22 protein-coding genes and 2 pseudogenes are annotated in these 23595 nt (G+C 73.5%); 11 read left to right on the top strand and 13 right to left on the bottom strand.

Features of this window, described 5'->3' with window-relative positions:
* Positions 1-47: 47 nt before the first annotated feature.
* The 4 genes from QQK22_RS18955 to QQK22_RS15290 form a co-directional block, all read right to left on the bottom strand.
* The gene (locus QQK22_RS18955) at positions 48-860 is read right to left on the bottom strand and encodes an ABC transporter permease subunit (protein ID WP_348525606.1); all 813 of its coding nucleotides are present in this window, start codon (positions 858-860) and stop codon (positions 48-50) included.
* Positions 857-1687 (bottom strand): hypothetical protein, encoded by an 831-nt coding sequence (locus QQK22_RS18950; RefSeq protein WP_348525605.1) that lies wholly within the window; start codon positions 1685-1687, stop codon positions 857-859. The genes QQK22_RS18955 and QQK22_RS18950 overlap by 4 nt, the downstream gene beginning before the upstream one ends.
* Before the next feature lie 130 nt (positions 1688-1817).
* Positions 1818-3089 carry a sugar ABC transporter substrate-binding protein gene (locus tag QQK22_RS15295; RefSeq protein WP_284251813.1) on the bottom strand — a complete coding sequence of 424 codons (1272 nt, stop codon included), beginning with the start codon at positions 3087-3089 and terminating at the stop codon, positions 1818-1820.
* A 104-nt stretch (positions 3090-3193) separates the two neighbouring features.
* Positions 3194-5272, bottom strand: coding sequence for a beta-galactosidase (locus QQK22_RS15290; protein ID WP_284251812.1), 2079 nt, complete (start codon positions 5270-5272; stop codon positions 3194-3196).
* Positions 5273-5505: 233 nt separating this feature from the next.
* On the opposite strand from QQK22_RS15290, the pseudogene QQK22_RS15285 reads away from it, so the two are divergent.
* Positions 5506-6530: pseudogene (locus tag QQK22_RS15285) on the top strand (LacI family DNA-binding transcriptional regulator).
* Positions 6531-6633: 103 nt separating this feature from the next.
* On the opposite strand, the gene QQK22_RS15280 reads toward QQK22_RS15285, so the two are convergent.
* Both QQK22_RS15280 and QQK22_RS15275 read right to left on the bottom strand, forming a co-directional pair.
* Positions 6634-7734, bottom strand: a complete 1101-nt coding sequence (locus QQK22_RS15280; protein WP_284251811.1) for a hypothetical protein — start codon at positions 7732-7734, stop codon at positions 6634-6636.
* Between the two features lie 100 nt (positions 7735-7834).
* A complete protein-coding gene (locus QQK22_RS15275) occupies positions 7835-8587 on the bottom strand; it encodes a MerR family transcriptional regulator (RefSeq protein WP_284251810.1) in 753 nt (250 codons plus the stop codon).
* Between the two features lie 73 nt (positions 8588-8660).
* Here QQK22_RS15275 and QQK22_RS15270 point away from each other — a divergent pair, with 73 nt between their 5' ends.
* A complete protein-coding gene (locus tag QQK22_RS15270) occupies positions 8661-10331 on the top strand; it encodes an alpha/beta hydrolase (RefSeq protein ID WP_284251809.1) in 1671 nt (556 codons plus the stop codon).
* A 66-nt stretch (positions 10332-10397) separates the two neighbouring features.
* Here the strand turns inward: QQK22_RS15270 and QQK22_RS15265 are convergent, their stop codons facing one another.
* The 7 genes from QQK22_RS15265 to QQK22_RS15235 form a co-directional block, all read right to left on the bottom strand.
* Complete coding sequence (locus QQK22_RS15265) at positions 10398-11222, bottom strand: WXG100 family type VII secretion target (protein WP_284251808.1); 825 nt, start codon at positions 11220-11222, stop codon at positions 10398-10400.
* A gap of 3 nt (positions 11223-11225) precedes the next feature.
* Positions 11226-11537 carry a type VII secretion target gene (locus QQK22_RS15260; protein ID WP_284251807.1) on the bottom strand — a complete coding sequence of 104 codons (312 nt, stop codon included), beginning with the start codon at positions 11535-11537 and terminating at the stop codon, positions 11226-11228.
* A 54-nt stretch (positions 11538-11591) separates the two neighbouring features.
* Positions 11592-12215 (bottom strand): hypothetical protein, encoded by a 624-nt coding sequence (locus tag QQK22_RS15255; RefSeq protein ID WP_284251806.1) that lies wholly within the window; start codon positions 12213-12215, stop codon positions 11592-11594.
* A 197-nt stretch (positions 12216-12412) separates the two neighbouring features.
* On the bottom strand, positions 12413-13768 hold the full coding sequence (locus QQK22_RS15250) for a GntP family permease (RefSeq protein WP_284251805.1): 1356 nt from the start codon (positions 13766-13768) through the stop codon (positions 12413-12415).
* Positions 13769-13855: 87 nt separating this feature from the next.
* Positions 13856-15031 (bottom strand): glycerate kinase, encoded by a 1176-nt coding sequence (locus QQK22_RS15245; protein WP_284251804.1) that lies wholly within the window; start codon positions 15029-15031, stop codon positions 13856-13858.
* Between the two features lie 55 nt (positions 15032-15086).
* The gene (locus tag QQK22_RS15240) at positions 15087-15512 is read right to left on the bottom strand and encodes an antibiotic biosynthesis monooxygenase family protein (RefSeq protein WP_284251803.1); all 426 of its coding nucleotides are present in this window, start codon (positions 15510-15512) and stop codon (positions 15087-15089) included.
* A 25-nt stretch (positions 15513-15537) separates the two neighbouring features.
* The gene (locus QQK22_RS15235) at positions 15538-16602 is read right to left on the bottom strand and encodes a sugar diacid recognition domain-containing protein (RefSeq protein WP_284251802.1); all 1065 of its coding nucleotides are present in this window, start codon (positions 16600-16602) and stop codon (positions 15538-15540) included.
* Positions 16603-16663: 61 nt separating this feature from the next.
* Between QQK22_RS15235 and QQK22_RS15230 the strand changes: the two genes are divergently transcribed.
* The 9 genes and pseudogenes from QQK22_RS15230 to QQK22_RS15195 all read left to right on the top strand — a co-directional run bounded on the left by QQK22_RS15230 (position 16664) and on the right by QQK22_RS15195 (position 23514).
* A complete protein-coding gene (locus tag QQK22_RS15230) occupies positions 16664-17365 on the top strand; it encodes a DUF1345 domain-containing protein (RefSeq protein ID WP_284251801.1) in 702 nt (233 codons plus the stop codon).
* Between the two features lie 34 nt (positions 17366-17399).
* Entirely contained in the window at positions 17400-17522 is a 123-nt protein-coding gene (locus QQK22_RS15225; RefSeq protein WP_284252786.1) for a MerR family DNA-binding transcriptional regulator, read from the top strand.
* Between the two features lie 111 nt (positions 17523-17633).
* Complete coding sequence (locus QQK22_RS15220; protein ID WP_284251800.1) at positions 17634-18188, top strand: hypothetical protein; 555 nt, start codon at positions 17634-17636, stop codon at positions 18186-18188.
* A 531-nt stretch (positions 18189-18719) separates the two neighbouring features.
* Positions 18720-18950, top strand: a pseudogene (locus QQK22_RS19405) (helix-turn-helix domain-containing protein); the annotation flags it as partial.
* Positions 18951-19081: 131 nt separating this feature from the next.
* On the top strand, positions 19082-19342 hold the full coding sequence (locus QQK22_RS15215) for a cupin domain-containing protein (RefSeq protein ID WP_284252784.1): 261 nt from the start codon (positions 19082-19084) through the stop codon (positions 19340-19342).
* Between the two features lie 83 nt (positions 19343-19425).
* Positions 19426-20553: an ABC transporter substrate-binding protein gene (locus QQK22_RS15210; protein ID WP_284251799.1), complete on the top strand. Its 1128-nt coding sequence runs from the start codon at positions 19426-19428 to the stop codon at positions 20551-20553.
* On the top strand, positions 20550-21911 hold the full coding sequence (locus tag QQK22_RS15205) for an amidohydrolase family protein (RefSeq protein WP_284251798.1): 1362 nt from the start codon (positions 20550-20552) through the stop codon (positions 21909-21911). The genes QQK22_RS15210 and QQK22_RS15205 overlap by 4 nt, the downstream gene beginning before the upstream one ends.
* Positions 21908-22675, top strand: a complete 768-nt coding sequence (locus tag QQK22_RS15200) for an ABC transporter ATP-binding protein (protein WP_284251797.1) — start codon at positions 21908-21910, stop codon at positions 22673-22675. Before QQK22_RS15205 ends, QQK22_RS15200 begins: the two co-directional genes overlap by 4 nt.
* Positions 22672-23514: an ABC transporter permease gene (locus QQK22_RS15195; RefSeq protein ID WP_284251796.1), complete on the top strand. Its 843-nt coding sequence runs from the start codon at positions 22672-22674 to the stop codon at positions 23512-23514. Before QQK22_RS15200 ends, QQK22_RS15195 begins: the two co-directional genes overlap by 4 nt.
* Positions 23515-23595: the final 81 nt, after the last annotated feature.

Below are 23595 nucleotides of genomic sequence, written 5' to 3'. Positions count from 1 at the left end.
CGCGGGTCGAGCCCGTCACGCCGGGCGCAGGAGTCGCAGCGGCCATGTCAGATGTCCTCCAGCTTGCGGGTCTGGCGGAACGCCAGCGCCGAGATGATGCCGATCACGATGAACACGACGATCGAGAGCGCGCTCGCCAGCCCGTAGTCGGCGCGACCGCCGGCCACGCCGGAGAGCTGGTAGATCGCCGAGATGAGGATGTCGGTCGATCCGAGCGGCACGGAGGCGCCCGGGAAGGTCGGACCACCGCCCGTGAGCATGAAGATGATCGTGAAGTTGTTGAAGTTGAACGCGAACGACGCGATCGCGAGCGGTGCCGTCGAGATCATCAGGAGCGGCAGCGTGATGGAGCGGAACTGCCGCCAGCGGCCGGCGCCGTCGATGCGGGCGGCCTCGCTGACGTCGCTCGGCAGGGCCTGGAGCGCGCCGGTGGCCACGAGCATCCAGTACGGGTAGCTCAGCCACAGGTTCACCCACAGCACCGCGATCTTCGCGAGCCACGGGTCGCTGAGCCAGCCGAGGTTGGCCCCGAAGAAGAACCAGTCGTTGATGACGCCGAACTCGGCGTTGAGCATGCCGCGCCACAGCAGCGCGGACATGAACGCGGGGAACGCGTACGGGAGGATGAACACGGTGCGCAGGATCTTGCGCCCACGCAGCCGCTCGTCGTTGTAGATGAGCGCGAACAGCAGGCCGAGACCGAACGCCGTCAGCACCGAGAGCCCGGCGAACGCGAAGGTCCACACCGCCACCTGCAGGAGCGGGCCCGCGTAGGCGGTGTCGGTGAACGCGCGGGCGAAGTTGTCGAACCCGACGCCGACGTACCAGCCGGCGGCGAGGCGGTCGCCGTCGGGGCTCACGAAGCTGCCGCGGTCGTCGGGGAGTACACGACGCCGGTCGCCGTGTCGGTGAGGGTCTGCGCGGCGGGGTCCCACTCGAGCGTCGAGATGTAGATCGTGCCGGTGGATCCCTCGCGCGTGCGGATCGAGCCGTCGTCGGCGTCGTCGGAGACCGGGACGCGCAGGCTCGTCACCTGCGCCTGCAGGTCGGCGTCGCTGAACAGGTCGGCCCGTGGCACGACCTCCCAGCCCGGCACCTCGACGGCGGCGCCGTTCTCGGCCACCACCGCGCCGTCGACGACCTCGAACGGCTCCTCGGGCGTGCCGACGCTGACGAAGCCGTCCTCGTCGGTGATCGCGAAGCCCAGCACGTCGCCGTCGCGCACCACCGCGAGGGGGTACGACGGCGAGTCCTCGACCCGCTGCTCGTTCTGGATCATCGCGGCGTCCACGGCCTGCTGCTGGCTGCCGAGGTGGCCGGTGCCGTAGTTCGTGAAGGCGACGTAGCCGGTGTAGAAGAGCGTGAAGATCTGGAAGACCGCGAGGAACGTCAGACCCGGGTACAGGTACTTCAGCGGGACGGTGCGGCGCGAGAAGTAGATCCAGTCGGCGATCAGGAGGCCGACGACCATCACGCCCAGGATCACCCAGGACTCGGCGCGGTAGGCGGTGAGGATGGCGGCCACGCCGAGGGCGTTGACGACCATCATCAGCAGGAGCTTGACGAGGAAGCCCCAGCCCGGGCCCTTCCAGGCGCGCGCGTGCGACTCGCGGGGTGCCCCGCCGCGGGACGCGGGTGCGCCGGGCTCGGGGGACGCGCTGACCTCGCGGTCGGTGTCGATCGACATTGATGCTCCTGCTGACGTCCTGGTGGTGACCGGGTGGTGACCGATCACGGCCGGGTCACGGCCGCGTCACGATCGGGGAGGGGACCGCGCCGGGGCGGAGAGGGGGCGCTCCGCCCCGGCGCGGAGGGGGTCAGTCGGCGATGGCCGACTCGATGTTGCCGACCATGGTGGGCCACACCGTGGCGGGGTCCTCACCGTTGATCAGGGCGATCTGGACGGGGTTCCAGAAGTCCCAGACGGCGCCCATCTCGGGGATGTTCGGCATCGGGACGCCGTTCTGCGCGGCGGTGAGGAAGCCGGCGATGACCGGGTCGCTCGCGACCTCCTCGGCCACCGTGGTCAGGGCCGGGATGCGCGGGTCGGCCTCGTAGAGGGCCTGCTGGGCCTCGTCGGTCGACATGTAGTTCGTGAGGAACTCGTTGGCCAGCAGCGCGTTGGAGCTCTGCGCCGAGAGGTAGAAGCCCTGCACGCCGACGAACGGCGCGGCGGTCTCCGAGCCCGCGGTCGGGATCGGGCCGACGGCGACGTCGACGCCCGCGTCCGTGAACGTCGGGATGGTCCACGGACCCTGGACGATGAACGGCGACTGGCCCGAGGCGAAGAGCTCGTTGCCGATGTCGTAGTCGACCGTGTCGGTGAAGTAGCCGGTGCCGGCGGAGCCGTTGTCCGAGAGGAACTGGGCGAACGCGAGGCCGTTGTCGCCACCGAGGCCGACCTCGGCCGTGTACGAGCCGGACTCGTCCTGCACGAAGACCGGGGCGCCGAAGGAGGTCTGGAAGGCGTAGGAGGTGTACATGTCACCCTCCGTGCCGTTGGTGTAGAGCACGAACGGGCGCTCGGCGAAGCCGGCGTCGGTCGCCATCTGGATCATCTCGTCCCAGGTGGCGGGGGTCTCCTCGCCGACCAGGGCGGTGTTCTGGATGAGGGCGACGGACTCCTGCGCGTACGGGAGGGCGTAGAGCTGGCCGTCGTAGGTGAGCGCCTCGACCGTGACGGGCTCGAAGTCGTTCACCCGGTCGCCGAGGTCGATCGTGTCGACGACGCCGGACTCGACGAACTCGCCCAGCCAGTCGTGCGCGCCGATCGTGATGTCGGGGCCCTCACCGGTCGGGACCTGCGACAGGAAGTCGGCGCGCAGGTCCTCGAAGTTCTTCTGGACGACGGTGATGCTGGCGCCCGTGTCGGCCTCGAAGTCCGCCGCGGCGTCCTTGATGGCCTGCTCACGCTCGGCGTCCGACCAGATCGTCAGCGAGGCACCGCTGGCGTCGCCGCCGGTGCTCTCCTGCGTCGCGGTCGAGGCGCCGCCGGAGGTCTCGGCGGGAGCGGCGTCGCCGCCGCCGCACGCCGACAGGGCGAGCACGGCGACCGCGAGCGGGGCGCCGAGAACGAGGGACTTGCGCATGACACTTCCTTTCCGTCGACGCCTGGCGGCGTCGTGTTCACCGACCACATCCTTGCGGCCGCTGCCCTGCTCGCCGGTCCCGGGGGACCGGCGGTCGGTTCTGACTAGCTGCCCGTGAGGGCGGTCTCGGCGGGGGAACCCGCCGAGGAGAGGGTCGCGCCGTCGGCCACCGGAGCGGTGCGCACGACGGCGACACCCCCGGCCGGGAGCGCGAGCTCGCGCTCGACCTCCGCACCGGTGAGGAGGTCGGTGCCCGCGGCGGGCACGGTGACCTCCTGGTCGGTGTGGTTGACGGCGACGACGTAGTCCGCCTCCGCGCCGTGGCGCACGAGCACCTCGACGCCGGCGGGCGTCGGCGCCGGGGTGATCCCGGCGTCGGCGTACACGGCGGCGACGACGGGGGCGAGGCCCTCGACGTCGAGCGCCGGGCTGACGTACCAGCCCGTGCCCTCGCCGTGGTGGTGGCGCGTGATGGCGGGGGCGCCGTCGGCGGGGCCGCCGGCGGGCGAGGCGTCGTAGACGGCCCACGGCGCGGCGCCCGAGAGCACGAGGTCCTCGGTCCAGTCGCGAGCCGTGATCGAGGCGCCCTCGCGCGTGGCGACCTGGATCTCGTCACCCTCGCGCAGCGGGCGGTGCTCCTCGACGGTGACGCCGAGCGCGTCCCGCAGCGGGTAGCCGAAGCCGCCGGTGTGCACGGCGTCGCTCTCGTCGACGGCGGCCGCGAAGCTCGCGACCAGGAGCGTGCCGCCGGCCGCGACGTAGGACGTGAGGTTGTCCGCGCTGCGCTGCGTCAGCAGGTAGGAGGCGGGGGCGACGACGAGGCGGTAGCCGGACAGGTCGTCGTCGGGGTGGGCGAAGTCGACCTGCACGCCGTCGCGCCAGAGGCGCTCGTAGTAGGTCCGCATGCGCTCACGGAACGTCAGGGCGTCCGACGGGCGCCACTCGAGGTCCTGCGCCCACATCGACTCCCAGTCGTACAGGACGGCGACATCGGCCCGCACCCGCGAGTCCGCGACCTCGCCGAGGCACGCGAGGTGCTCGCCGAGCTCGGTGACCTCGCGGAAGATCCGGCTCTCGGCGCCCGCGTGCGGCAGCATCGCGGAGTGGAACTTCTCGGCGCCGGAGCGCGAGGCGCGCCACTGGAAGAACAGGATGCCGTCGGCACCGCGGCCCAGGTGGGTCAGCGCGTTGCGGCGCATCTCGCCGGGCATCTTCGCGATGTTGCGACCCTGCCAGTTCACGGCGGACGTGGAGTGCTCCATGAGGATCCACGGTCGGCCCCGGGCCACGGACCGCGTGAGGTCGGCCGACAGCGCGAGCGCGACGTGCGCCTCGGGGTCCGGGGACCACAGGTAGTGGTCGTCGGAGACGATGTCGACCTCCTGCGCCCACTTCCACAGGTCGGTGTTCCACGACTGGTGCGCCATGAAGTTGGTGGTGATCGGCTGCGAGGCGCGGGCGCGGATGGTGTCGCGCTCCAGGCGGAAGACCTCGCGCAGCGCGTCGTCCGTGAACCGGGCCCAGTCCAGCTTCATGGCCGGGTTCGCGATCGTGGGCGTGGCCGCGGGGGCGACGACGTGCTCCCACCGGCCGTAGCGCTGGCCCCAGAACGCGGTGCCCCAGGCGGCGTTGAGGCCCTCGAGGGTGCCGTAGCGCGCCTTGAGCCACTCCTGGAACGCCGTGACGGCGCGCGGGGAGAAGTCCTCGGCGACCGGGACGCCGTACTCGTTGTGGATGTGCCACATCACGACGGCGGGGTGGTCGGCGTAGCGCGCCGCGAGCACGCCGGCGATGCGCACGATCGCCTCGCGGTACTCGGGCGAGGCGTGCGAGGCCATGCCGCGCGAGCCGAAGCCCTGCACGACGCCGTCGGCGTTGATGACGCGCGCCTGGGGGTAGGCGGCGAAGAACCAGGCCGGCGGGGAGACGGTGGGGGTGCCGAGGTCGACGGCGATGCCGTTCGCGTGCAGCAGGTCGAGCAGCTCGTCGAGCCACGCGAAGTCGAAGACGCCCTCCTCGGTCTCGAGCATCGCCCAGGAGAAGATGCCGACGCTCACGAGGTTGACGCCGGCGCGACGCATGAGCGCGACGTCCTCGTCCCAGACCTCGCGGGGCCACTGCTCGGGGTTGTAGTCGCCCCCGTACGCGATGGACCCGGCCACGGGCCACGACACTTCAGACATGACACTCCATTGGATCGTGCTGCGCCGGATCAGGGTGCGCCGTCGCAGCTCGTCGAGCAGTAGTTCCTGTGCACGGTCACAGCCTGTGACCGTGCACAGGTTAACCACGTTTTCGTCCGCGACACCACCCCGTCATATCGGTGTGATCCAACTGTGACCGTAACCAGACGGGAACCTCACACGGAGCGCGCCCTCGAGGCGCGGGGAGCCGCCGCTGCGGCTAGAGTCGCCGCGTGACCGACACCGAGGTGGCCTCCGCCGGGCGTCGCCGCCCGACGATCCGGGAGGTGGCCGCCCTCGCCGGCGTCTCCCGCGGCACGGTCTCGCGCGTGATCAACGGGGGCACTGGGTCTCGCCCCCGGCCCGCGAGGCCGTGGAGCGCGCGATCGCGACCACCGGCTACCGCGCCAACCAGCACGCGCGCTCGCTCGTGACCGGCCGCAGCAACTCGCTCGCCTTCCTCCTCACGGAGCCGCAGGACCGCCTCTTCGCCGACCCGACCTTCCCGCTGCTGCTGCGCGGTGCGGCCGAGGCGCTGGCCGCGCGTTCGATGACCCTGGTGGTCCTCGTGGCCGGCACGCCCACCGAGCGCACGAGCGCGGCGGAGTACATCGCCGCCGGGCACGTCGACGGCGTGCTGCTGATCTCCTCGCACGAGGCCGATCCCATGCTGAGCGTCCTGCTCGAGCAGCGGGTGCCGACCGTCACGTGCGGCGTGCCGCTCGGGCACGCCGGTCGCGTCCCGTCGGTGTCCGTGGCGGAGGCCGACGGCGCGCACGCGATGGTCGCCCACCTGCGCGAGCGCGGTCGGCGCCGGATCGCGATGATCACGGGCCCGCTGGACACGCCCGGCGGCCGCTACCGGCTCGAGGGCTACCGCGAGGAGCTGGGCGAGAACTACGACCCGGCGCTCGTGGCGTACGGGGACTGGACGCAGGAGTCCGGGACGAGCGCGATGGAGGAGCTGCTGGAGCGCGCGCCCGACGTCGACGCCGTCTTCGCCGCCTCCGACCTCATGGCGGCCGGGGCGATGATCGCGCTGGGCCGCGCCGGGCGCCGGGTGCCCGACGACGTCGCGATCGGCGGTTTCGACGACTCCGGTCTCGCGCAGGCCCTGGACCCGCCGCTCACGACGATGCGGCAGCCGTTCGACCTCATCAGCGCCGAGATGGTGAGCACCCTGGTCGGGATCATCGACGACGGGCCCGCCCGCTCGGTGACACTGCCCGCGACCCTCGTCGAGCGCGAGACCACCTGATCCGCGAGGTACCTGTGGGGCTCCGCGAGGTACTTCTGGGGGCCCGCGAGGTACTTCCGGGGCTCCGCGAGGTACTTCTGGGAGCCCGCGAGCTACGACGGGTTCAGTCGAGCACCACGTCGCCGTCCTCGCCCACCGTCACGGTCCCGGAGTAGCGGAAGAGCGCGGCGTCGACGTTGGGCGCGCCCGGCACGCACCCGATCGACTGCGGCCCGCAGGCGTCGGGCTTCAGCGTCCCGCTCACCTCTACGACCCCGGGCCGCGCGGTGGTGTAGCCCCAGCGCTGCAGGTCCGTCGCCGGGACGACGGCGACACGCATGTCCTCCACCTCGCCGCCACCCGTGACATCGGTGTGGGTCGGCAGTCCGTTCCGGTTCGTCGGGCAGGTGGGACCCTCGAGCCCCGACTGCACGCAGGCCCCGATCCACTCCGTGACCCGGGCCTCGACCTGTGCCACGACCTCCGCGCGCGCCTCCGGGCGCAGCGTGATCGGGCCCCGCACGGGCAGCTCCACGTCCTCGAGCTCCAGCGCACCGACCCCCGCGGGGTCGGTGTACACCAGCGCGTACACGCCCGGCAGCGCCTCCGGCTCCGCGGTAGACACGCCCCCGCCCGGGCCTCGGGCGACGACGTCGCACTCCCCCGCCACCGACACCGAGCCGGGTCCCTGCAGGTCGAGACCGACGGGTCCGGGGGCGAGCGGCGAGTCGGCCGCGACGCGCCAGCCGTCGTCGGACTCGACCAGCTCCAGGCTCCCCGCCTGCGCCGCTCCGTCCGCGCCACCGGTCCAGGTCACGCCCACCGAGGCCGTCGCCCGCACGAGCGTGGCGCCGTCGGGCCCCTCCTCCCCGGCGGCCCGGACGTCGACCGCATCGATCCGGGCACCGCTCGGGCGACCCGCGACCGCGGAGTAGGCCTCGTCGGACAGCAGCGCGGTACACGTCCCCGCGGCTCCCCCGTCCGCCTCGCCGTCAACCCGACCCTCGACCAGCGCCAGCGCCGTCATGGCTTCCCCGGTCTCGAGCGCGGCCAGGTAGTCGTGCGCGACGGCGCGGACCGGCCGCTCGGCGTCGGCCAGGAAGGACACCAGCCACCACCCGCCCGCCACGGCGAGCACGACGGCGAGGAGCACCCACCGCGCGCGGCTGCGTGACGCCGGCGTGCTCGGGCTGCTCGGGCGGCTGGAGTCTGGCGCGGTGGTCACGGTGCTCCTCGTGGTCGGGCGCACGAGCGCCGGGATCTCGAGCCTCCCGCGCCGGTCCGGGGTGCGCAACCGTGCGGGACGGGGAGAGGTCCCCGCCCGCTCAGACCCCGCTGTCGGCACCGCCGCCGTCGCTCACGCCGCCCCCCACCCCGTTGATCGCCGCGATCCGGACGAGCACGTCGATCTGCGCCGGGTTGAACAGGTCCAGCAGCACCGGTGCGATCGTCGCGTCGGCGCGACCGCGGGGGACGACGAGGTGGGCGTGCCGGGCGTCGACCCCGGGGTGCGCCTCGAGCAGCGCCCGCACCTCGGGCGCGTACCGGGCCGCCAGGTCGGCGCGCGCGGCGTCGTCGGCGTCCGCGGGCAGCGCGACGAACTCGTCGTCCAGGGGCGTGGCGGGCAGCGCCGCTAGGCGTCGCAGGTCGGCCATCCCGACGTCGTCGTACACGCGCGCGTAGACGCGGATCAGCGCGCGGTCCGTGGGTGAGAGGTGGTGCGCGGCGGCGCTGAACCCGAGCGGGAGGTCCGCCGGCGCCCCGTGCTCGAGCATCGCCGTCACCTCCTCGCGCAGGCGCTCGAGCGTGGCCAGGCGCGTGTCGAGCTCGGCCCGCAGGCGCCGCAGGAGGGACTCGGGGTGCGCACCGTCGTCCAGGTCGCGCACCTCCGCCAGGGGCACCCCAAGGTCGGCCAGGAGTCGCACGCGCAGCAGCTGCACGAGGTGCGCCGGACCGTACTGCTTGTAGCCGTTCGGGGTGCGCTCGGGCTCGTCCAGAACCCCGACCCGGTGGTAGTACCGCACGGTCTTGACGGTGGTCCCCGCCAGGTCGGCGAGCCGCTGCGTGCTCCAGGCCATCGGGCGATCCTCCTCGGGGGTCGTGGACAGCACCCTTGAGTCTGCCCCGGGGGCAGGGTGTCCGATGGCGAGCATGACACGAACGACGCCCCCGCTCCGCGCGGCCGCGTGCGCCGCGGCCGCCGCCCTGCTGCTCGCGACCGCCTGCTCGCCCGGCGGCACCCCGCCCGACGACGACTCCAGCAGCACCAGCAGCACCGCCGACCCCACCGACCCGGCAGCCGACCCGGCCGGCCTCGAGACCTTCTACGACCAGGAGCTCGCGTTCGGCCCGTGCGAGGACTACGGCACGACGCCGACCCACCAGGAGGCCGTCGACGCCGCCGTCGCGACCTCCGCGGCCGAGTGCGCCCGCGCCACCGTGCCGCTGGACTACGACGACCCCGGGGGCGAGACCGCCGAGATCGCGGTGATCCGCATCCCGGCGCGTGGCGGGGACCCGATCGGTTCCCTGCTGACGAACCCCGGCGGACCGGGCGGCTCGGGCGTGTACTCGGGCGCGCTGACGGCGCAGACCCTCGCGGCGAGCCCGGTCACCGAGCGCTTCGACCTGATCGGCTTCGACCCCCGCGGCGTGGGCAGGTCCACCCCGGCGATCGACTGCCACACCGACGCCGAGGCCGACGACGGCAGCTACCCGCTGTCCGCGATCATGCTCGCGAGCGAGTTCACGGCGCAGGACACCGCGGCGATCTTCGAGCGCTGCGCGGAGCTCAGCGGCGGCGAGCAGGCGCTGCAGGCGATGGGCACGCGCGACGCCGCGCGCGACATGGACGTGCTGCGCGCCGCCCTCGGGGACGAGCGGCTGACGTACCTGGGCCAGAGCTACGGCACGCGCCTGGGCGCGGTCTACGCCGAGCAGTTCCCGCAGCGCGTGCGCGCGATGGTGCTCGACGGCGCGGCCGACCCCACGCAGTCGACGTACGAGCGGCGCGTGGCCGCCTACACCGGCTTCCAGCGCGCGTTCGAGGAGATGGCGGCCTTCTGCGCCGAGCAGGGCGACTGCCCGCTGGGCGACGACCCCGCGGGCGCCGTGGCCGCGTTCCACGACCTCGCCCGGCCGCTGGCGGAGAACCCCGTGCCCGCCGGCGAGTCCGACGAGTTCGCCGTCGGGTTCGACGAGGCGGTGAACGGCGTGACCGCCGGGCTGTACGCGTTCGACGCGTGGCCCGCGATCATCGAGGGGCTGCGCGAGCTGCAGCAGGGCCGCGGCGACATCCTCACCCTCCTGACCTTCTCCTTCGGCCAGCGCGACGCCGGCGGCACCTGGCCGAACTTCGCCGAGGCGAACTACGCGATCAACTGCCGCGACGAGGTGCGGATGACCCCGGAGGAGGTGGCGGCGCTGCGCGAGGAGATCTACGACGTCGCGCCGCTCTACGACCCCGGCGTCGACCTGTCCGACGGCGCGCGAGACACGTGCGAGGCGTGGCCGCAGCAGCCGGACCTCGGCTTCCCGCACGCCGTCGGGATCGAGGGGCTGCCGGAGCTGCTCGTCGTCTCGATCACCGGCGACGCGACGACGCCGCACGCGGGCGGCATCGCGCTGGCCGACGTCCTGGGCGCCTCGCTCCTGACGGTCGAGGGCGAGCAGCACACGATCACGACGCAGGGCAACCAGCCGTGCGTGGACGACGCCGTCGCCCGCTACCTGATCGACCTGACCGTTCCGGAAGAGGGCGCGAGCTGCGGCATCGAGCCGGTACCCACGGCGGCCCCGGCCGCGCCGCCCGCCGGGGGCTGACGACCCGCGGCCGGGTCGGGGGAGCCGACGGCGGGCGACGGCGCGAGCCGCCACCCGCCGTCGGCCTCAGACCCGGGCCAGCCAGGGCCAGGTGCCGAGGTCGCCCTCGATCTGCGTGAACGTCCCGGCGGCGCTGTCCGAGGCCGTGCCGAAGTCGTTCCCGGCGTTGTCGAGCGTGACCCAGGCGATCCCCACCCCGAGCAGCGCGGCACCGATCGCACCGAGCACGGTCGCGACGCCGCCCGCGATCCCCAGCCAGGCCGCCGCGGCGCCCGCAGCCCCCAGCGGCGCACCGATCCCCGTGGCCACCGCCGCCGCGCTCGCGGCGAGCGTCACGGCGCCGGCGATGATCGCCGTCGTGCCCGCGACGATGCCCGTCCAGGCCGCGACCAGCGCGCCCACCAGCGTGAGGATCGCGAGCAGCACGGCGCCCGCCATCGCGAGGATCGCCGCCTTGACGTCCCGCAGCGGCGCCGAGAGGGCGCCCGTCTGGGCGCCGGCCTCGGCGATCGCCTCGCGCTGCAGCGAGACGCGCTCGGTGTAGGCGTCGGCGGCCGACCCCTCCCAGTACCCGCCGACGCGGCTGTAGAGGTCGCGCACCCGGTCCTCGACGTCGCGCAGCGGCTGCGGGATCGCGTCCCACTCCCCGGCCGCGGTGTCCAGCGCCGCGGGGTCCCCGAGTCCGTCGAGCGCGTCGGCGACCCAGTCGGCCGCCGCCTGCCACTCCCCCACGAGGTCGGCTGCCGCCTGCACCACGTGCACGAGGTGCGAGGGGTGCCCCGCGCGGGCCATGGCCGCGGCCGCGAGGTCGATCCGGCGTCGGAACCGCTCCAGGAGCTGCTCGACGTCGCGGACCGCCTGCCGGATCTGCTCGATGATGGTCCAGATCACGGTTCAGTCCTCCAGGTCCCACGCGCCGGCGAACGCCGCGCGCGCGAGCTCGTCGGACGCCTCGTAGGAGGTGGCGACGTGGCGCAGCACGGCGGCGGCCTCGGCGGTGCGCGCCTGCCCGTCGACGAGGGTCTGCGCGGCGCGGGACGCCGCGGCGGCGTACGCGTCGGCGGCCGCGGTCCCGAGCGTGCCGAAGGCGGTCCGGGGCACGGTGACGGCGGAGGCGGCGCCGGCCTGGGTCGACAGGTCGCCGGAGACGCCGGCCCAGTGGGCGGCGTCCTCGCGCAGCGCCTCGACGGCTACCTCGAGGGACATGGGGGCTCCGTTCGGGTGGTGGGTGGGGCGAACCAGGTGGGGCGGTGGGGTCGGTCAGTCGCGCAGCCGCAGGCGGGCCGCGAGCGAGGGCGGGTCCTGCGCGAGCGCCGCGAGCGCCTGCAGCCGTGCGAGATCGTCGGACGTCGCCGCAGCCGCCGGTCCGTCGGAGCGCGACGGCGAGGCGAGCGCCCCGCGCAGCTCGCGCGTGAGGGCGGCGGCGTCCACCTCCGCGACCCACGCGAGGTCGAGCGCGACGTCGACCAGGGCCGGTCCCTCGAACGTGAGGGTCACGTGGGCCATACGCCGCATGGTCCGGGCGGGCGACGGCGCCGCCCCGTCCGGCGCGGCGTCCTCGGCGTCGATCCGGTCGAGCATCGTGCGCAGCCCGCTCGTCAGCTCGTCCAGGACGTCGCTCATCGCGGCGAGCGACTGCTCGCTCGGGGCGTGGGGCGAGACGGCGGGGAGGCGGGCCGGCTCCAGTCGCTCACCGGCCGCTGTCGTCGGGTCGGGCGCCCCGGTGGCGGAGCCCTGACCCGTCGACGCCCGCGCCGACGCCGTGACGGCGTCGACGGCCGCCTCGCGCGCCGCGTCCAGCACCGCCTCGCGCAGCTGACCGGGGCGCAGGGCGCGGCGCCACGCGTCGTGCACGACGACCTCGGCGAGCACGCCGTCGCGCACGTGCGCCTCGACGTTGCGCGTGGCGTCCGTGCCGTGGCCCGTGAGCGCCGTGCGGGCACGGGCGACGCGCTCCAGGGAGCGTGCGAGGTGGGCGGTGGGCGGTGATGTCCGGGGGCGTCCGACATGGTCGCGACTCTAGGGAGCCTCCACACACCCCGCCATGGGGAGACCTGCCCTCCGCGGTCGGGCGACGGCGACTACAGCAGCACCAGCCCGAGCCCGAAGATCGCCGCGAAGGCCGTGACACCTTCGATCCCGGTCGCGACGGTGAGGGTGCGGTACGCCGTCGCGACCGGGATGCGGCTGAGGCGCGAGACGACCCAGAAGTAGGAGTCGTTGGCGTGCGAGACGACCATCGCGCCGGCGCCGATCGCGAGGACCGCCAGCGTGGCCCCCATCTCCGAGCCCAGCCCGAGGGAGTCCAGCAGCGGCGCCACGAGGGCCGAGGTCGTGACGAGCGCGACCGTCGAGGAGCCCTGCGCGGTCTTGAGCGCGGCGGCGACGAGGAACGGCACCGCGAGGCCGATCCCGAGGCCCGAGAGGCTGCTGCCGAGCACGTCCATGAGCGGGGAGGCGGCCAGCACCGCCCCGAACGCCGCACCCGAGGCGGTGATGAGCAGGATCGGGGCGGAGACGCGGATGGCCTCGTCGATCTGGGTGTTGAACGCGCCGAGCCGACCGTTGCCGCGCAGCAGACCGGCGGCGGCGATCAGCCCGATGACGAGCGCGATCACCGGGGTCCCGACGAACGTGATGATGTCGAACGGCACGCCCTGCCCGAGCGGCCGGCTCGGGATGCGGGCGACCGACGCCGCGCAGATCAGCACGAGCGGGACCAGGATCGGCAGGAACGCGGGGAACGCCTTCGGCAGCACGCCGTAGCTCGCGCGGAGCTCCTCGTAGGTGTGGTCGATCTCGTCCTCCTCCGCTGTCGGGACGAGCTCGACCGGGCGGTGCAGGAAGCGGTTCGCGAACAGCATGGCCGCGAGCGCCGCGAGGGCGGCCACGGGCAGACCGAGGGCGATCAGCAGCCCGAGGTTCTCGACGCCGAGCTCGGAGGCGGCCGCCAGCGGACCCGGGGTGGGCGGCACGAGGGTGTGCGTGGCGTAGAGGCCGGTCATGAGCGCGATCGCGGTCGCGAGCGTGGAGACGCCGGTGCGCACCGTGATGGCCTTGCGCAGGCTGTTGAGGATGACGTAGCCGGAGTCGCAGAACACCGGGATCGAGACGATGTAGCCGATCACCGTCATCGTGAGGTTGGGGAACCGGGTGCCGAGGATCTTGATCAGCCAGTCGGCCATCGCGATCGCCGCGCCGGAGCGCTCGAGGATGACGCCGATCATCGTGCCGAACAGGATGACCAGGCCGATGTTGCCCAGGGTGCCGCCGAACGCCGTCGTGATCGTGCTGATCACGTCCGCCACGGGGATGCGGTAGGCGAAGGCACCGACGAGCGCCGCCCCGAGCAGCGCCAGGACCGGGGAGATCTTCAGCCGGGCCGTGACGAACACGATGGCCGCGACGAGAGCGACCAGGATCAGGATCTGGGACATCGGGAAGGCTCCTTCGCCTCGTGGTGCACCGGCCGCGGGCGTGCGGTCGGCAGTGTCGATGGGGTCGCGCGGGTCGGGTCGGGGGTTCTACAGCCCCATCAGGCGCACGACGGCGGCCGCGGCGGCCTCGACGTCGTCGGCCACCGTGGCGCTCAGCTCGGGCAGCGTGCGGGGACCGCGCGCCGTCGCGAGCGCCGCGGTGACGCCGTGGGCGTGGACGGCCTCGTCGTCGAGCGCGACCTCGCCCGCGATCACGACGACGGCCGCACCGGCGGGCGCGTGGCGCGCGACGGCGTCGACCACCTTCCCGTGCAGGGACTGCTCGTCGAACCGGCCCTCGCCGGTCAGGACCAGGTCGGCGCCGGCCAGGACGTCGGCGAGGCCGAGCGTCTGCGCGACGAGCTCGCTCCCGGGCACGAGCTCGGCACCGAGCACCGCGGTCAGCAGCAGCGGCATCCCGCCGGCAGCGCCCGTGCCGGGGCGCTGCGCGAGCGCGTCCGCGTCGAGGCCCACCTCGGCCGCGACCACCGCGGCGAGCCGCGCGAGGCCGGCGTCCAGGCGCGCGACGTCGGCCGGCGTCGCCCCCTTCTGCGGCCCGAAGACCGCGGCGGCACCGCGCTCGCCGCACAGGGGGTTGGTGACGTCGCAGGCCACGCGCCAGGTGACCGTGCGCGCCCGGGGGTCGAGCCGGGACAGGTCGATCCGGTCGAGGTCCGCCAGGGCGCCACCCCCGGGCGGGAGCTCGCCGCCGGCGCGGTCGAGGAACCGGGCGCCGAGGGCGGTGAGCAGGCCGGTGCCGCCGTCGGTGGTGGCCGAACCGCCGACGCACAGGACGATCTCCCGCGCCCCCTCCTCCAGGAGCGCGGCGGCGATCGTCCCGACGCCGCGGGTGCTCGCCGCGAGGGGCTCGAGCGGGCGGTCCGAGACCTGCGGCAGACCGCACGCCTCAGCGGCCTCGATCACCCCCGTGCGCGACGGCGAGAGGCCGTAGCGCGCCGTGGCCGGACGGCCGAGCGCATCGGTGGTGGCCACGGTGCGGGGGCGCTCGCCCCAGGCGTCCAGGAGGGCGTCGAGCGTGCCCTCGCCGCCGTCGGCGAACGGGCTGAGGCGGATCTCGAGGTCGCCGGACACGGCGGCGGTGCTGGCGCGCTGCACGCCGCGGGCCATCGCCGTCGCGACCTCGAGCGCGGTGGCGCTCCCCTTGAAGGAGTCGGGGACGATGGCGACGCGGACGCGTCGGCGGGGCTGCTCGTCGTCGGGCATGACGAGAACGCTAGGCGTGGCCCGGGTCACTCCACGACGGCGTCATGCACACTCGTCAGACCCGCGCTGTCACTCCGGGTGTGCACAACGCCCAGGTTGGGCGGGTGTGCTCAGGAGCTGCCGCCGGCGATCTCGTAGCTCCAGATCTCGCTCGCGGTGCCGACGGGGCGGCGGGGGCCTCGCCCTCAGGGGCGTCCGTGCCGCCCGCGCCGCCCGTGGAACCCTCGGCCCCGGCGGCGTGCCTGCCCTGCCGGTGGCTGCGACCGAACGACTCCGACGTCGTCCACGCCTCGAACGCCTCGGCGTCGCGCCAGCGGGTGAGCACGAGCCAGACCTCGCGGTCGTCGGTCGGCTTGAGCAGCTCGAAGCCCTCGAACCCGTCGACGCCGTCGATGGCGCCGGCGCGCGCGGCGAAGCGGTGGGCGAGCTCGTCCCCGGACTCGGCCGGGACGGTGATGGCGTTGATCCTGATGACGGTCATGCCGACCATCCTGCCCGCTCGACCCTCAGCCGGCGCCCCGCTCGAGCGCCGTGCGGGCGAGGAGACCGATCTGGAGGGCGGCCAGCTCCCGGGGCACGCGCGGGTCGAGGCCCGTCCGCTCGCGGATCCGGGCGAGGCGCTGCACGAGCGTGTTGCGGTGCACGTAGAGCGCCGCGGCGGCAGCCGCGAGCGTCGTGGCACCGCTCATCGCCGTGACGGTCTCGGCGTCCGACGGCGTCAGGCGCGCCACCGTCGCGGCACGCCGCGCGAGTGAGGCCGCCGGGAGGTGCCCGACGCCGAGGAGGAGCGCGGCGCCGTCGTCGACCGTTCCGCCGTCCGCGGGCAGGAGGCGGGCGTGCCCGGCGAGCGCGCGGAGGTCGAGCGCGTGCGCGAGCAGAGCCCCGGCGTCGGCCACGGACGCCGCGCGCAGACCGCGCGCGCCGGGGACCGCGGGGGCGTGCGGGGCACGCGTGAGGACCCACAGCAGCCCGTGCAGCACGGCAGCGCGGTGGTGCCGGCGGGAGTTGAGGTCACTCACCAGCTGCGGAGCGGTGGCGGGCGGGGTCGTCACGTCACCCGCCGCATCGGCCCAGACGCTCAGGTTCCACGGCCCCTCCCCCATCCCGGCGACCCGCAGCCGCGCGGCCGTCTCGTCGGCGTCGAGCCCTCCGGAGGTGAGGGCCGCGAGGAGCTCGCGCGCCGCCGTCGAGCGCCTCGTCGCGGCGTCGTAGGAGCGCTCCTGCGCGATGAGGAGCTGGACGCCGAGCGCCACGACGGTCGCGAGCTGACCCACCTCGCGCGGGTCGCCCGTGACCCCCACGACGCCGACGAGCACGCCGTCGACCTCGAGCGGTTCGTTCACGCCGGGACGGTCGGCGGATCCCGCCTCGGGCACCGTCACGGTCACGGCGCTCCCCTGCGCCACCACCCGGGCCGCCGCGTGGTGCAGCGTGCCGATCCGCTCGGGGTCGGAGGAGGCGATGATGACGCCGTGCGCGTCCATGACGTTGACGTGCCGGTCCATCCGGGTGGTGACGGTGTCGACGACGCGCTGCGCGAGCTCGCTGCTGAGCGGGTCGGGGCGGGTCACGTCCGCCATGATGCCGGTCTGCCGCGCCCCGCGGGGCACCGACCTGTGGTCGGGTGGGGGCATGTCTCGCTCGTGGATCCACCGGTTGCTCGCCCGCGAGGCGGTCCGGCACACGGCCGCCTCCGCCGTCGCCGTCGTGGTGACCTTCGCGCTGGTCGCGGTGGGGGAGGGTGCGGACGTCCTCGACCGTGGCGCGACGTTCCCGTCGCTGCTCGTCACCCTGGCGTTCGGCCTGTACGGGCCGACGTTCCTCCTCATGAGCTGGTCGACCTTTCGGCGGCTGGAGGGGCCCGACCTGAGGGCCTCCCTCGAACGGTCGGCCGAGCGCAGCCGGCTCGTGCGGTGGCTGTTCCTGTCGAGCCCGACATCGTGGGCGGGGACCGTGCTGGTCATCGGCGTCATCTCGGTCGTCCTGCTCGCGACGGGTGACGCGGTGGCGAGCCTATGGATCGTGGTCGTCTGCGTCACCGGGGTGGTCGGCAGCTGGGTCCTGATGGTCGCCGTGATGGCGATCGAGTACATGCGCAGCTGGGCGAACGAGAGCTCGATGTCCTTCCCGGGGCCGGAGCCGCGCTGCTTCACCGACTTCCTCTACCTCTCGATCCAGCTGTCCACGACCTTCTCCTCGGCCGACGTCGCGCTCGAGACCCGTGCGGTCCGCAGGCTCGTCAGCCTCCACTCCGTGCTCGCGTTCGCCTACTCCACGGCGATCATCGCCGTGTTCGCGTCGCTGCTCATCAGCATCACGCTGCAGCAGGCTTGACCCTCACACGGTGTGAGGAGGTGGAGTGGTGGCCATGGACGAGATCGGCAGGATGTCGGAACGGACGGGGGCGTCGCCGCGCATGCTGCGGCACTGGGAGGAGCGGGGGCTGCTCGCCCCGGCCGGGGTCGACCCCGTCACTTCGCGACGGCGGTGAGCGCCGTCGCAGGACGGGCGGGTCCGGGCGATCCTCGCCCTGCGCGCGGTCGGCTTCGGGCTGGACGCCATCGGCGACCTGCTGGCCTCGGGGCTGACGCACGACCGGCTGGTGGCGCTGCTGCGCGAGCGCGAGGGCTCGCTCGCGGAGCGGATCGCGGCGGACTCCGAGGCGCTGGCCGAGGTGCGTGCGCGGCTGCGAGCGGTCGAGGACGGGCACCGGGCGACGCGTGGCGCGGTCGAGGAGGTCGCGCTGCCCGCCGTCGACGTCGTCGGGGTGGCGGAGACGGTGCGGGACGAGACGGAGATCCCGGGTGCGGTCGCGCGGCTTCTGGCTGCGCTGGGGGTCGACGGCGGTGCGCCCGGCTCCGACGTGCTGCTGGCGTTCGACGGGCGCACGGACCCGGGCGTGGTGGTCGTGCGCGCGGCGGTGGTGGGTGCTGGTGGGGCGGCGGACGCGGCGGCGGTGCGTCTCGTGCTCCCGGCGGCTGCGACCGCCGTCGCCGTCCACCTGCCGGAGCTTCTCGCGAGCACCGCCGACGCCTGGATCGCGCTCGACGACGCAGCGGCGTCCCGCGGCCTGCGCACCACCGGACCGTTCCGGCAGACGCTCCACGCGAATGGCGGCGTCACGCTCGCGACGCCGGTCGTGCCGCTGGCGGACTGAACGGCCGCCCGGCGCAGCCCTCGCTCACAGCGGCTGGGTCTCGCGCACAACGGCTGCTGGCATGCTCCGGGCACCGACGATCGCGTCGTCGCAGGTCAGGGGCCCGGGCCCGACGGCGGCCCGCCGCCAGCCGCCGTGGGCGAGACCCAGCCGCTCCCAGCGAGGGTCGTGTGGGCGGTCGGGCCGTCCCGGCGCCGACGACCGGCGGGGCCGGCGCCGAGGCGACGGTGGCTCGCGGGACCGCTCGCCCCGACGAGCACCGGTTTCAGCCCGCGGCCCCCAGCACGGTCAGGTCGAGCACGGCGAGGTGCGGGCGACCGGACTCGTGCAGCTGCGGCATCACCTCGACGACGAGGTGCAGCAGCTGCCCCTCCGTGACGACCACGGGCAGATCGGGCCCCCGCCCATCGGTAAACGGACTGTTTACCGATGGGCAACACCTTGGTTACGCAACGTGATCGCCGCCGAAACACACCCGGCCCTACGGTGGGTCTGCGGCAGTAAACGCCGCGTTTACCGACTGGAGGAATCGTGACCGACGCCCGCACGACCAACACCGCCGCCGTCTCCGCCCCCGGGGACGCGGACTCGGCGGCGCTCGGCGCACGGGTCCGCGACCTCCGCACGCAGACCGGCGTGTCGATGCGGACGCTGGCGGCGCGCGCCGGCGTCAGCGCTGGCTACATCAGCCAGATCGAGAACGGGCAGGCCAACCCGAGCCTCGCCGTCGTCAGGTCGATCGCCGAGTCCTTCGGCGTGACCTGGCTCGAGCTCTTCCAACCCGCCCCACGGCGCGGGCGCGTCCTTCGCCGTGAGGACCGACCCGCGCTCTTCTCCGACGGTGACGTCGCCCACCACGGCATCACCCAACCCCCGTCGGCAACGTCGAGGTCCTGGTCTCGGAGTACGCACCCGGGCGAGGCACCGGTGGCGACGACTACACCCACGGCGACTCCCAGGAGATCTGCCTGGTCGTCCGCGGGAGCCTGGAGATCACGGTCGACGGCGAGACGCACGTGCTCGACGCCGGCGACAGCATCGAGTACCGCACGAACGTGCCGCACCGTGTGGTCAACGTCGGCGACGTCGTCGCCGAAGCCATCTGGGTGGTCACCCCGCCCTCCGTCCCCCTGGGTCCACGCACCTCCGGCTGATCCCGTCCTCCGCCGCATCCCTTTCCGCGGACCGCACCACCACCGGCTCCCACCGCTCCCGCCGTCACGACGGCGCCCCGGCGGTGCACGCCGTCGCACCCACCACCACCCCCTGGAGACACCATGTCCCGCTCGCGCACCACCCTCGCGGCCTCGACCGCACTGACAGCTCTGCTGCTCGCCTCCTGCTCGGGGGTGGGGGCGCCACCGACGACGGCGAGGTCCTCCTGCGATTCGGGCTCCCCACGCAGATGGGCGCCAACAACTCGCCCATGGCCGTGGCCGAGCACCTCGGCTACTTCGAGGAGGAGGGGATCGATCTCGAGATCGTCCACACCACCGACTCCACCTCGATCGTGCAGGGCATCAGCTCCGGCTCGCTCGAGATCGGATCGACACCGCCCGAACCGCTCTGGCAGGCCATCGAGTCGGGGACGGACCTCCAGCTGGTCTATAACTACATCCGCCAGCAGACCGGCTCGATCGTGTCCCTGGCCGACGGACCCGTCCAGAGTCTCGAGGACCTCGAGGGTCGCTCGCTGGGCCAGTCCAGCCTCGGCAGCAGCAACCTCTTGCTGTCCCACGGGATCCTCGAGTCGGTCGACCTCGAGGCCGGGTCCGACTACACCGACATCGCGGTGGGCACCGGCGCCGCGGCGCTGCAGGCCCTCGAGGCCGACCAGGTCCAGGCGCTCTCGCTGTGGGACACCGAGTACGCCGCCTTCGAGGCGACCGGTGCCGAGCTGAACTACTTCACGACACCGGAGGTGGCCTCGCTCTTCTCGACCACCTACTTCACCTCGCCCGAGTACCTCGAGGAGAACCCGGAGGTCGTGGAGGGGTTCGGCCGCGCGATGGCGAAGGCGACGCTCTTCACCGCCACCAACCCCGAGGCAGCGCTGCGCATCATGTACGAGGACTTCCCCTCGACCCGACTCGCCGGCGTCTCGGAGGACGAGCAGCTCGCGACGGACCTCACCTCCCTCGAGCGCCGCATCGAGCTCCTGCTGGCCGACGACCCGCAGGGCACCTCGAGCTGGGGCGCCTACTCCGAGGAGGCCGTCGCCGCATGGGCGAGCTTCGCCCTCACCAGCGGCATCATTCCGACCGAGATCGACGCGCAGGCGCACGTCGGCAACCTCCTGGTCGAGGGTTACAACGACTTCGACGGCGACGCCGTCGTCGCTGCAGCGCAGGGGTGGAGCGAGTGAGCGCCCTCACCTGGACCGACGGGGTCCCCGCGATCGACCACCACTCCCACGCCGCCTACGTCAGGCCGGGTCAGCCGGTCGCCGGCGTCGATCACTACACGGTCGAGAACGCGATGGGTCACGTCGAGGGGCGCGTTCCGCACACGGAGTACCAGGAGTACATGCGCCTGGTGGAGCAGGGCCACGACGACGGCGCAGCCGCCCTCGGCGACAAGCTCGGCATCCCCGCACTCGTCACCGAGAGCCGCCGCTTCCAGTCCACGACGGTCCACGCCGTCGCGCTGCAGGAGGGTTGCGACGCCCTGTACGGACCGGTGCCGACCGAGCACATCGACGAGGTCAGCGCCCGCGCGCGCACCGAGGACTTCGTCGGGCTCTACGACCGCGCACTCCTGCTGTCCGGGACCGCGAGCGTGCTCACCGACATCCCGGAGATCGACGCGCGGGTGTGGCCCCACGAGCGCTACAAGCCGATCGCCCGCATCGATCCGTACCTGTTCCCCTTCGGACACCCGGCGTGGCCGGGCCGCGGCACGGACACCCCGCGCTTCCGGCGCATCTTCCACCGGGTGCTGCAGCGTCAGCTGGAGATCGCCGGCACCGCCCTTCCGGACACGCTCGAGGCCTACACCGAGCTGGTGATCGCCTCGCTCGAACGGCGTCGCGCCGAAGGGTTCGTCGGACTGAAGATCGCGTCGGCGTACGTGCGCACGCTGGAGTTCGTCCGCACCGACCGCGAGACCGCCCGCTCGGCGTGGACGACGCTGCGGGCGGGCGCCGCCCGGCCCTTCGAGGGCCGTGAGGCGGAGGCCGACCTCGACCCGGCCGCGCACAAGGCGCTGGCCGACCACCTCGCGTTCGTCATCGCGGAGTGGGCGGTCGCCCGGGAGATGCCCGTCCAGATCCACACCGGTTTCGGCCACACCGAACCCGGACTGCGGATCTCCACGGCCAACCCGCTGCTGCTCGAGGGCCTGATCAGCGACCCCGCTCTGAACACCCTGAAGGTCATCCTCATCCACGGCGGTTTCCCCTACTCCTCCCACCTGACCGCGCTCGCGCAGATGCACGGCAACGTGCACCTGGACTTCTCCTGGATGCCTTACCTGCAGCACCACACCCTCGGTCGCGTGCTGCAGGAGTGGCTGGAGCTGCTCCCCGCCAACCGCGTGATGTTCGGGACGGACACCGGCTCGCCCGAGCTCCACGTCTCCTCCACGGCGCGCGCCCGCGCGGCGCTCGACGGCGTGCTGGACGACGGCGTGCGCGATCGCCTCTGGACGCCGCGCCAGGCCACCTGGCTCGCCGAACGGGTGCTCCACCGCAACCTGTGCGACGTCTACGGGATCGAGCTGTGACCGCGCTGGTCGAGCTGGACCGGCTCGGGAAGGTCTACGGCACCCGCACGGGCGACGTCGTCGCCCTGCAGAACATCTCGCTGACCATCGAGGACGGCGAGTTCGTGGCGATCGTCGGACCCTCGGGATGCGGCAAGACGACACTCCTGAAGATCCTCGCCAATCTCGAGCAGCACTCGAGCGGCGTCGGCATCCTCGGCGGGCGCGAGCTCGGTGGCCGCTCCTCCGCCGACGTCGGGATGGTCTTCCAGCGGGCGACTCTCCTGCCGTGGCTGGACATCCTCGCCAACGTGCTGCTGCCGGTGACCCTCAAGCGCCGGGCGAGCCCGGCCGACCGCGAGGGGGCCATGGACCTCCTGAGGATGGTGGGGCTGGAGGACTTCGCTCACAAGCGGCCCGACGAGCTCTCGGGCGGGATGCAGCAGCGTGCGGCGATCTGCCGCGCGCTGGTGCACCAGCCCTCGCTGCTCCTCATGGACGAACCCTTCGGGGCGCTGGACGCCATGACGCGGGACGCGCTGAACGTCGAGGTCAACCGCATCTGGCGCGAGACGCACAAGACCGCGGTCCTCATCACCCACTCCATCCCGGAGGCGGTGTTCCTGGCGCAGCGCGTGATCGTCATGAGCGCCCGGCCCGGTCGGATCGTGGAGGAGATCGAGATCCCGTTCGGCCGCGAGCGCACGCTCGAGCTGATGGGCACGCCCGAGTTCGCGGCGTTCAGCGCCCGGATCCGACGACACTTCGAGGTGAAGGCAGCATGACCGCGATCGACACCCCCGACACGACGCCGAGCTCGACCCCGACCCCCGCGCCCGGTGGCGCCGGTCGCACCACCGCCGGGTGGAGCGCGCGCACCCGCCGGCTCGTGGGCACGTTCAGCGTGCTGGCGGTACTGCTGCTCGCCTGGCAGTTCCTGCCGCAGGCGCTGGGCACGCCCTCCTACGTCGTGCCCGTGCTGAGCGACGTGCTGGTGGCGCTGACCGACCCGGCGGCACTGCCCCGCTACCTGGAGGCCGCGGGCGCGACGATGACCGAGGTCGGGCTCGGTCTCGCGATCGGCGTGGGGCTCGGACTCGCGCTGGCGATCACGCTCGCGCAGCTCCCCACCGTGTACGGGATCGTCTTCCCCTACATCGTGGCGATCGAGTCGATCCCGAAGGTCGCGATCGCGCCGCTGTTCGTCATCTGGTTCGGGTTCGGCCTCTCCTCCAAGGTCGTGGTCGTGGTGCTGCTGGCGTTCTTCCCCGTGCTGGTCAACACGATCCACGGCCTGCGCGCGGTGGACCGCGACCAGGTGGACCTGTTCCGAGTCAACGGCGCCACCCCGATGCAGGTGCGGCTGCGCCTCCTCGTGCCCTCGGCGCTCCCCCAGATCTTCTCCGGGCTGGAGCTCGCCGTCGCCGCCTCCATGATCGGCGCGATCGTGGCCGAGTTCGTCGGAGCGCAGAAGGGTCTCGGAGTGATGATCCTGCAGGCGCAGGGGCGGATGGAGACACCGGCCGTCTTCGCGCTGCTGATCATCCTGTCGGCGCTGGGCATCGGGCTGAACGTGGCGGTGCGGGTGGTACGGCGCCTGGTCGTCACGTGGGAGCGCGCCTGACGCCCGGACCGTGACGGGGACCGGGTGGTGACGGCACCGGGGCGACGACGCGGCGTCGGACGGGCCCACCGCACCCCTCGC

The organism is Litorihabitans aurantiacus (assembly GCF_030161595.1).
Classification (GTDB): domain Bacteria; phylum Actinomycetota; class Actinomycetes; order Actinomycetales; family Beutenbergiaceae; genus Litorihabitans; species Litorihabitans aurantiacus.
Note: the sequence above shows the minus strand (reverse complement) of the source record. Positions and strands in the feature narration are given on the sequence as shown.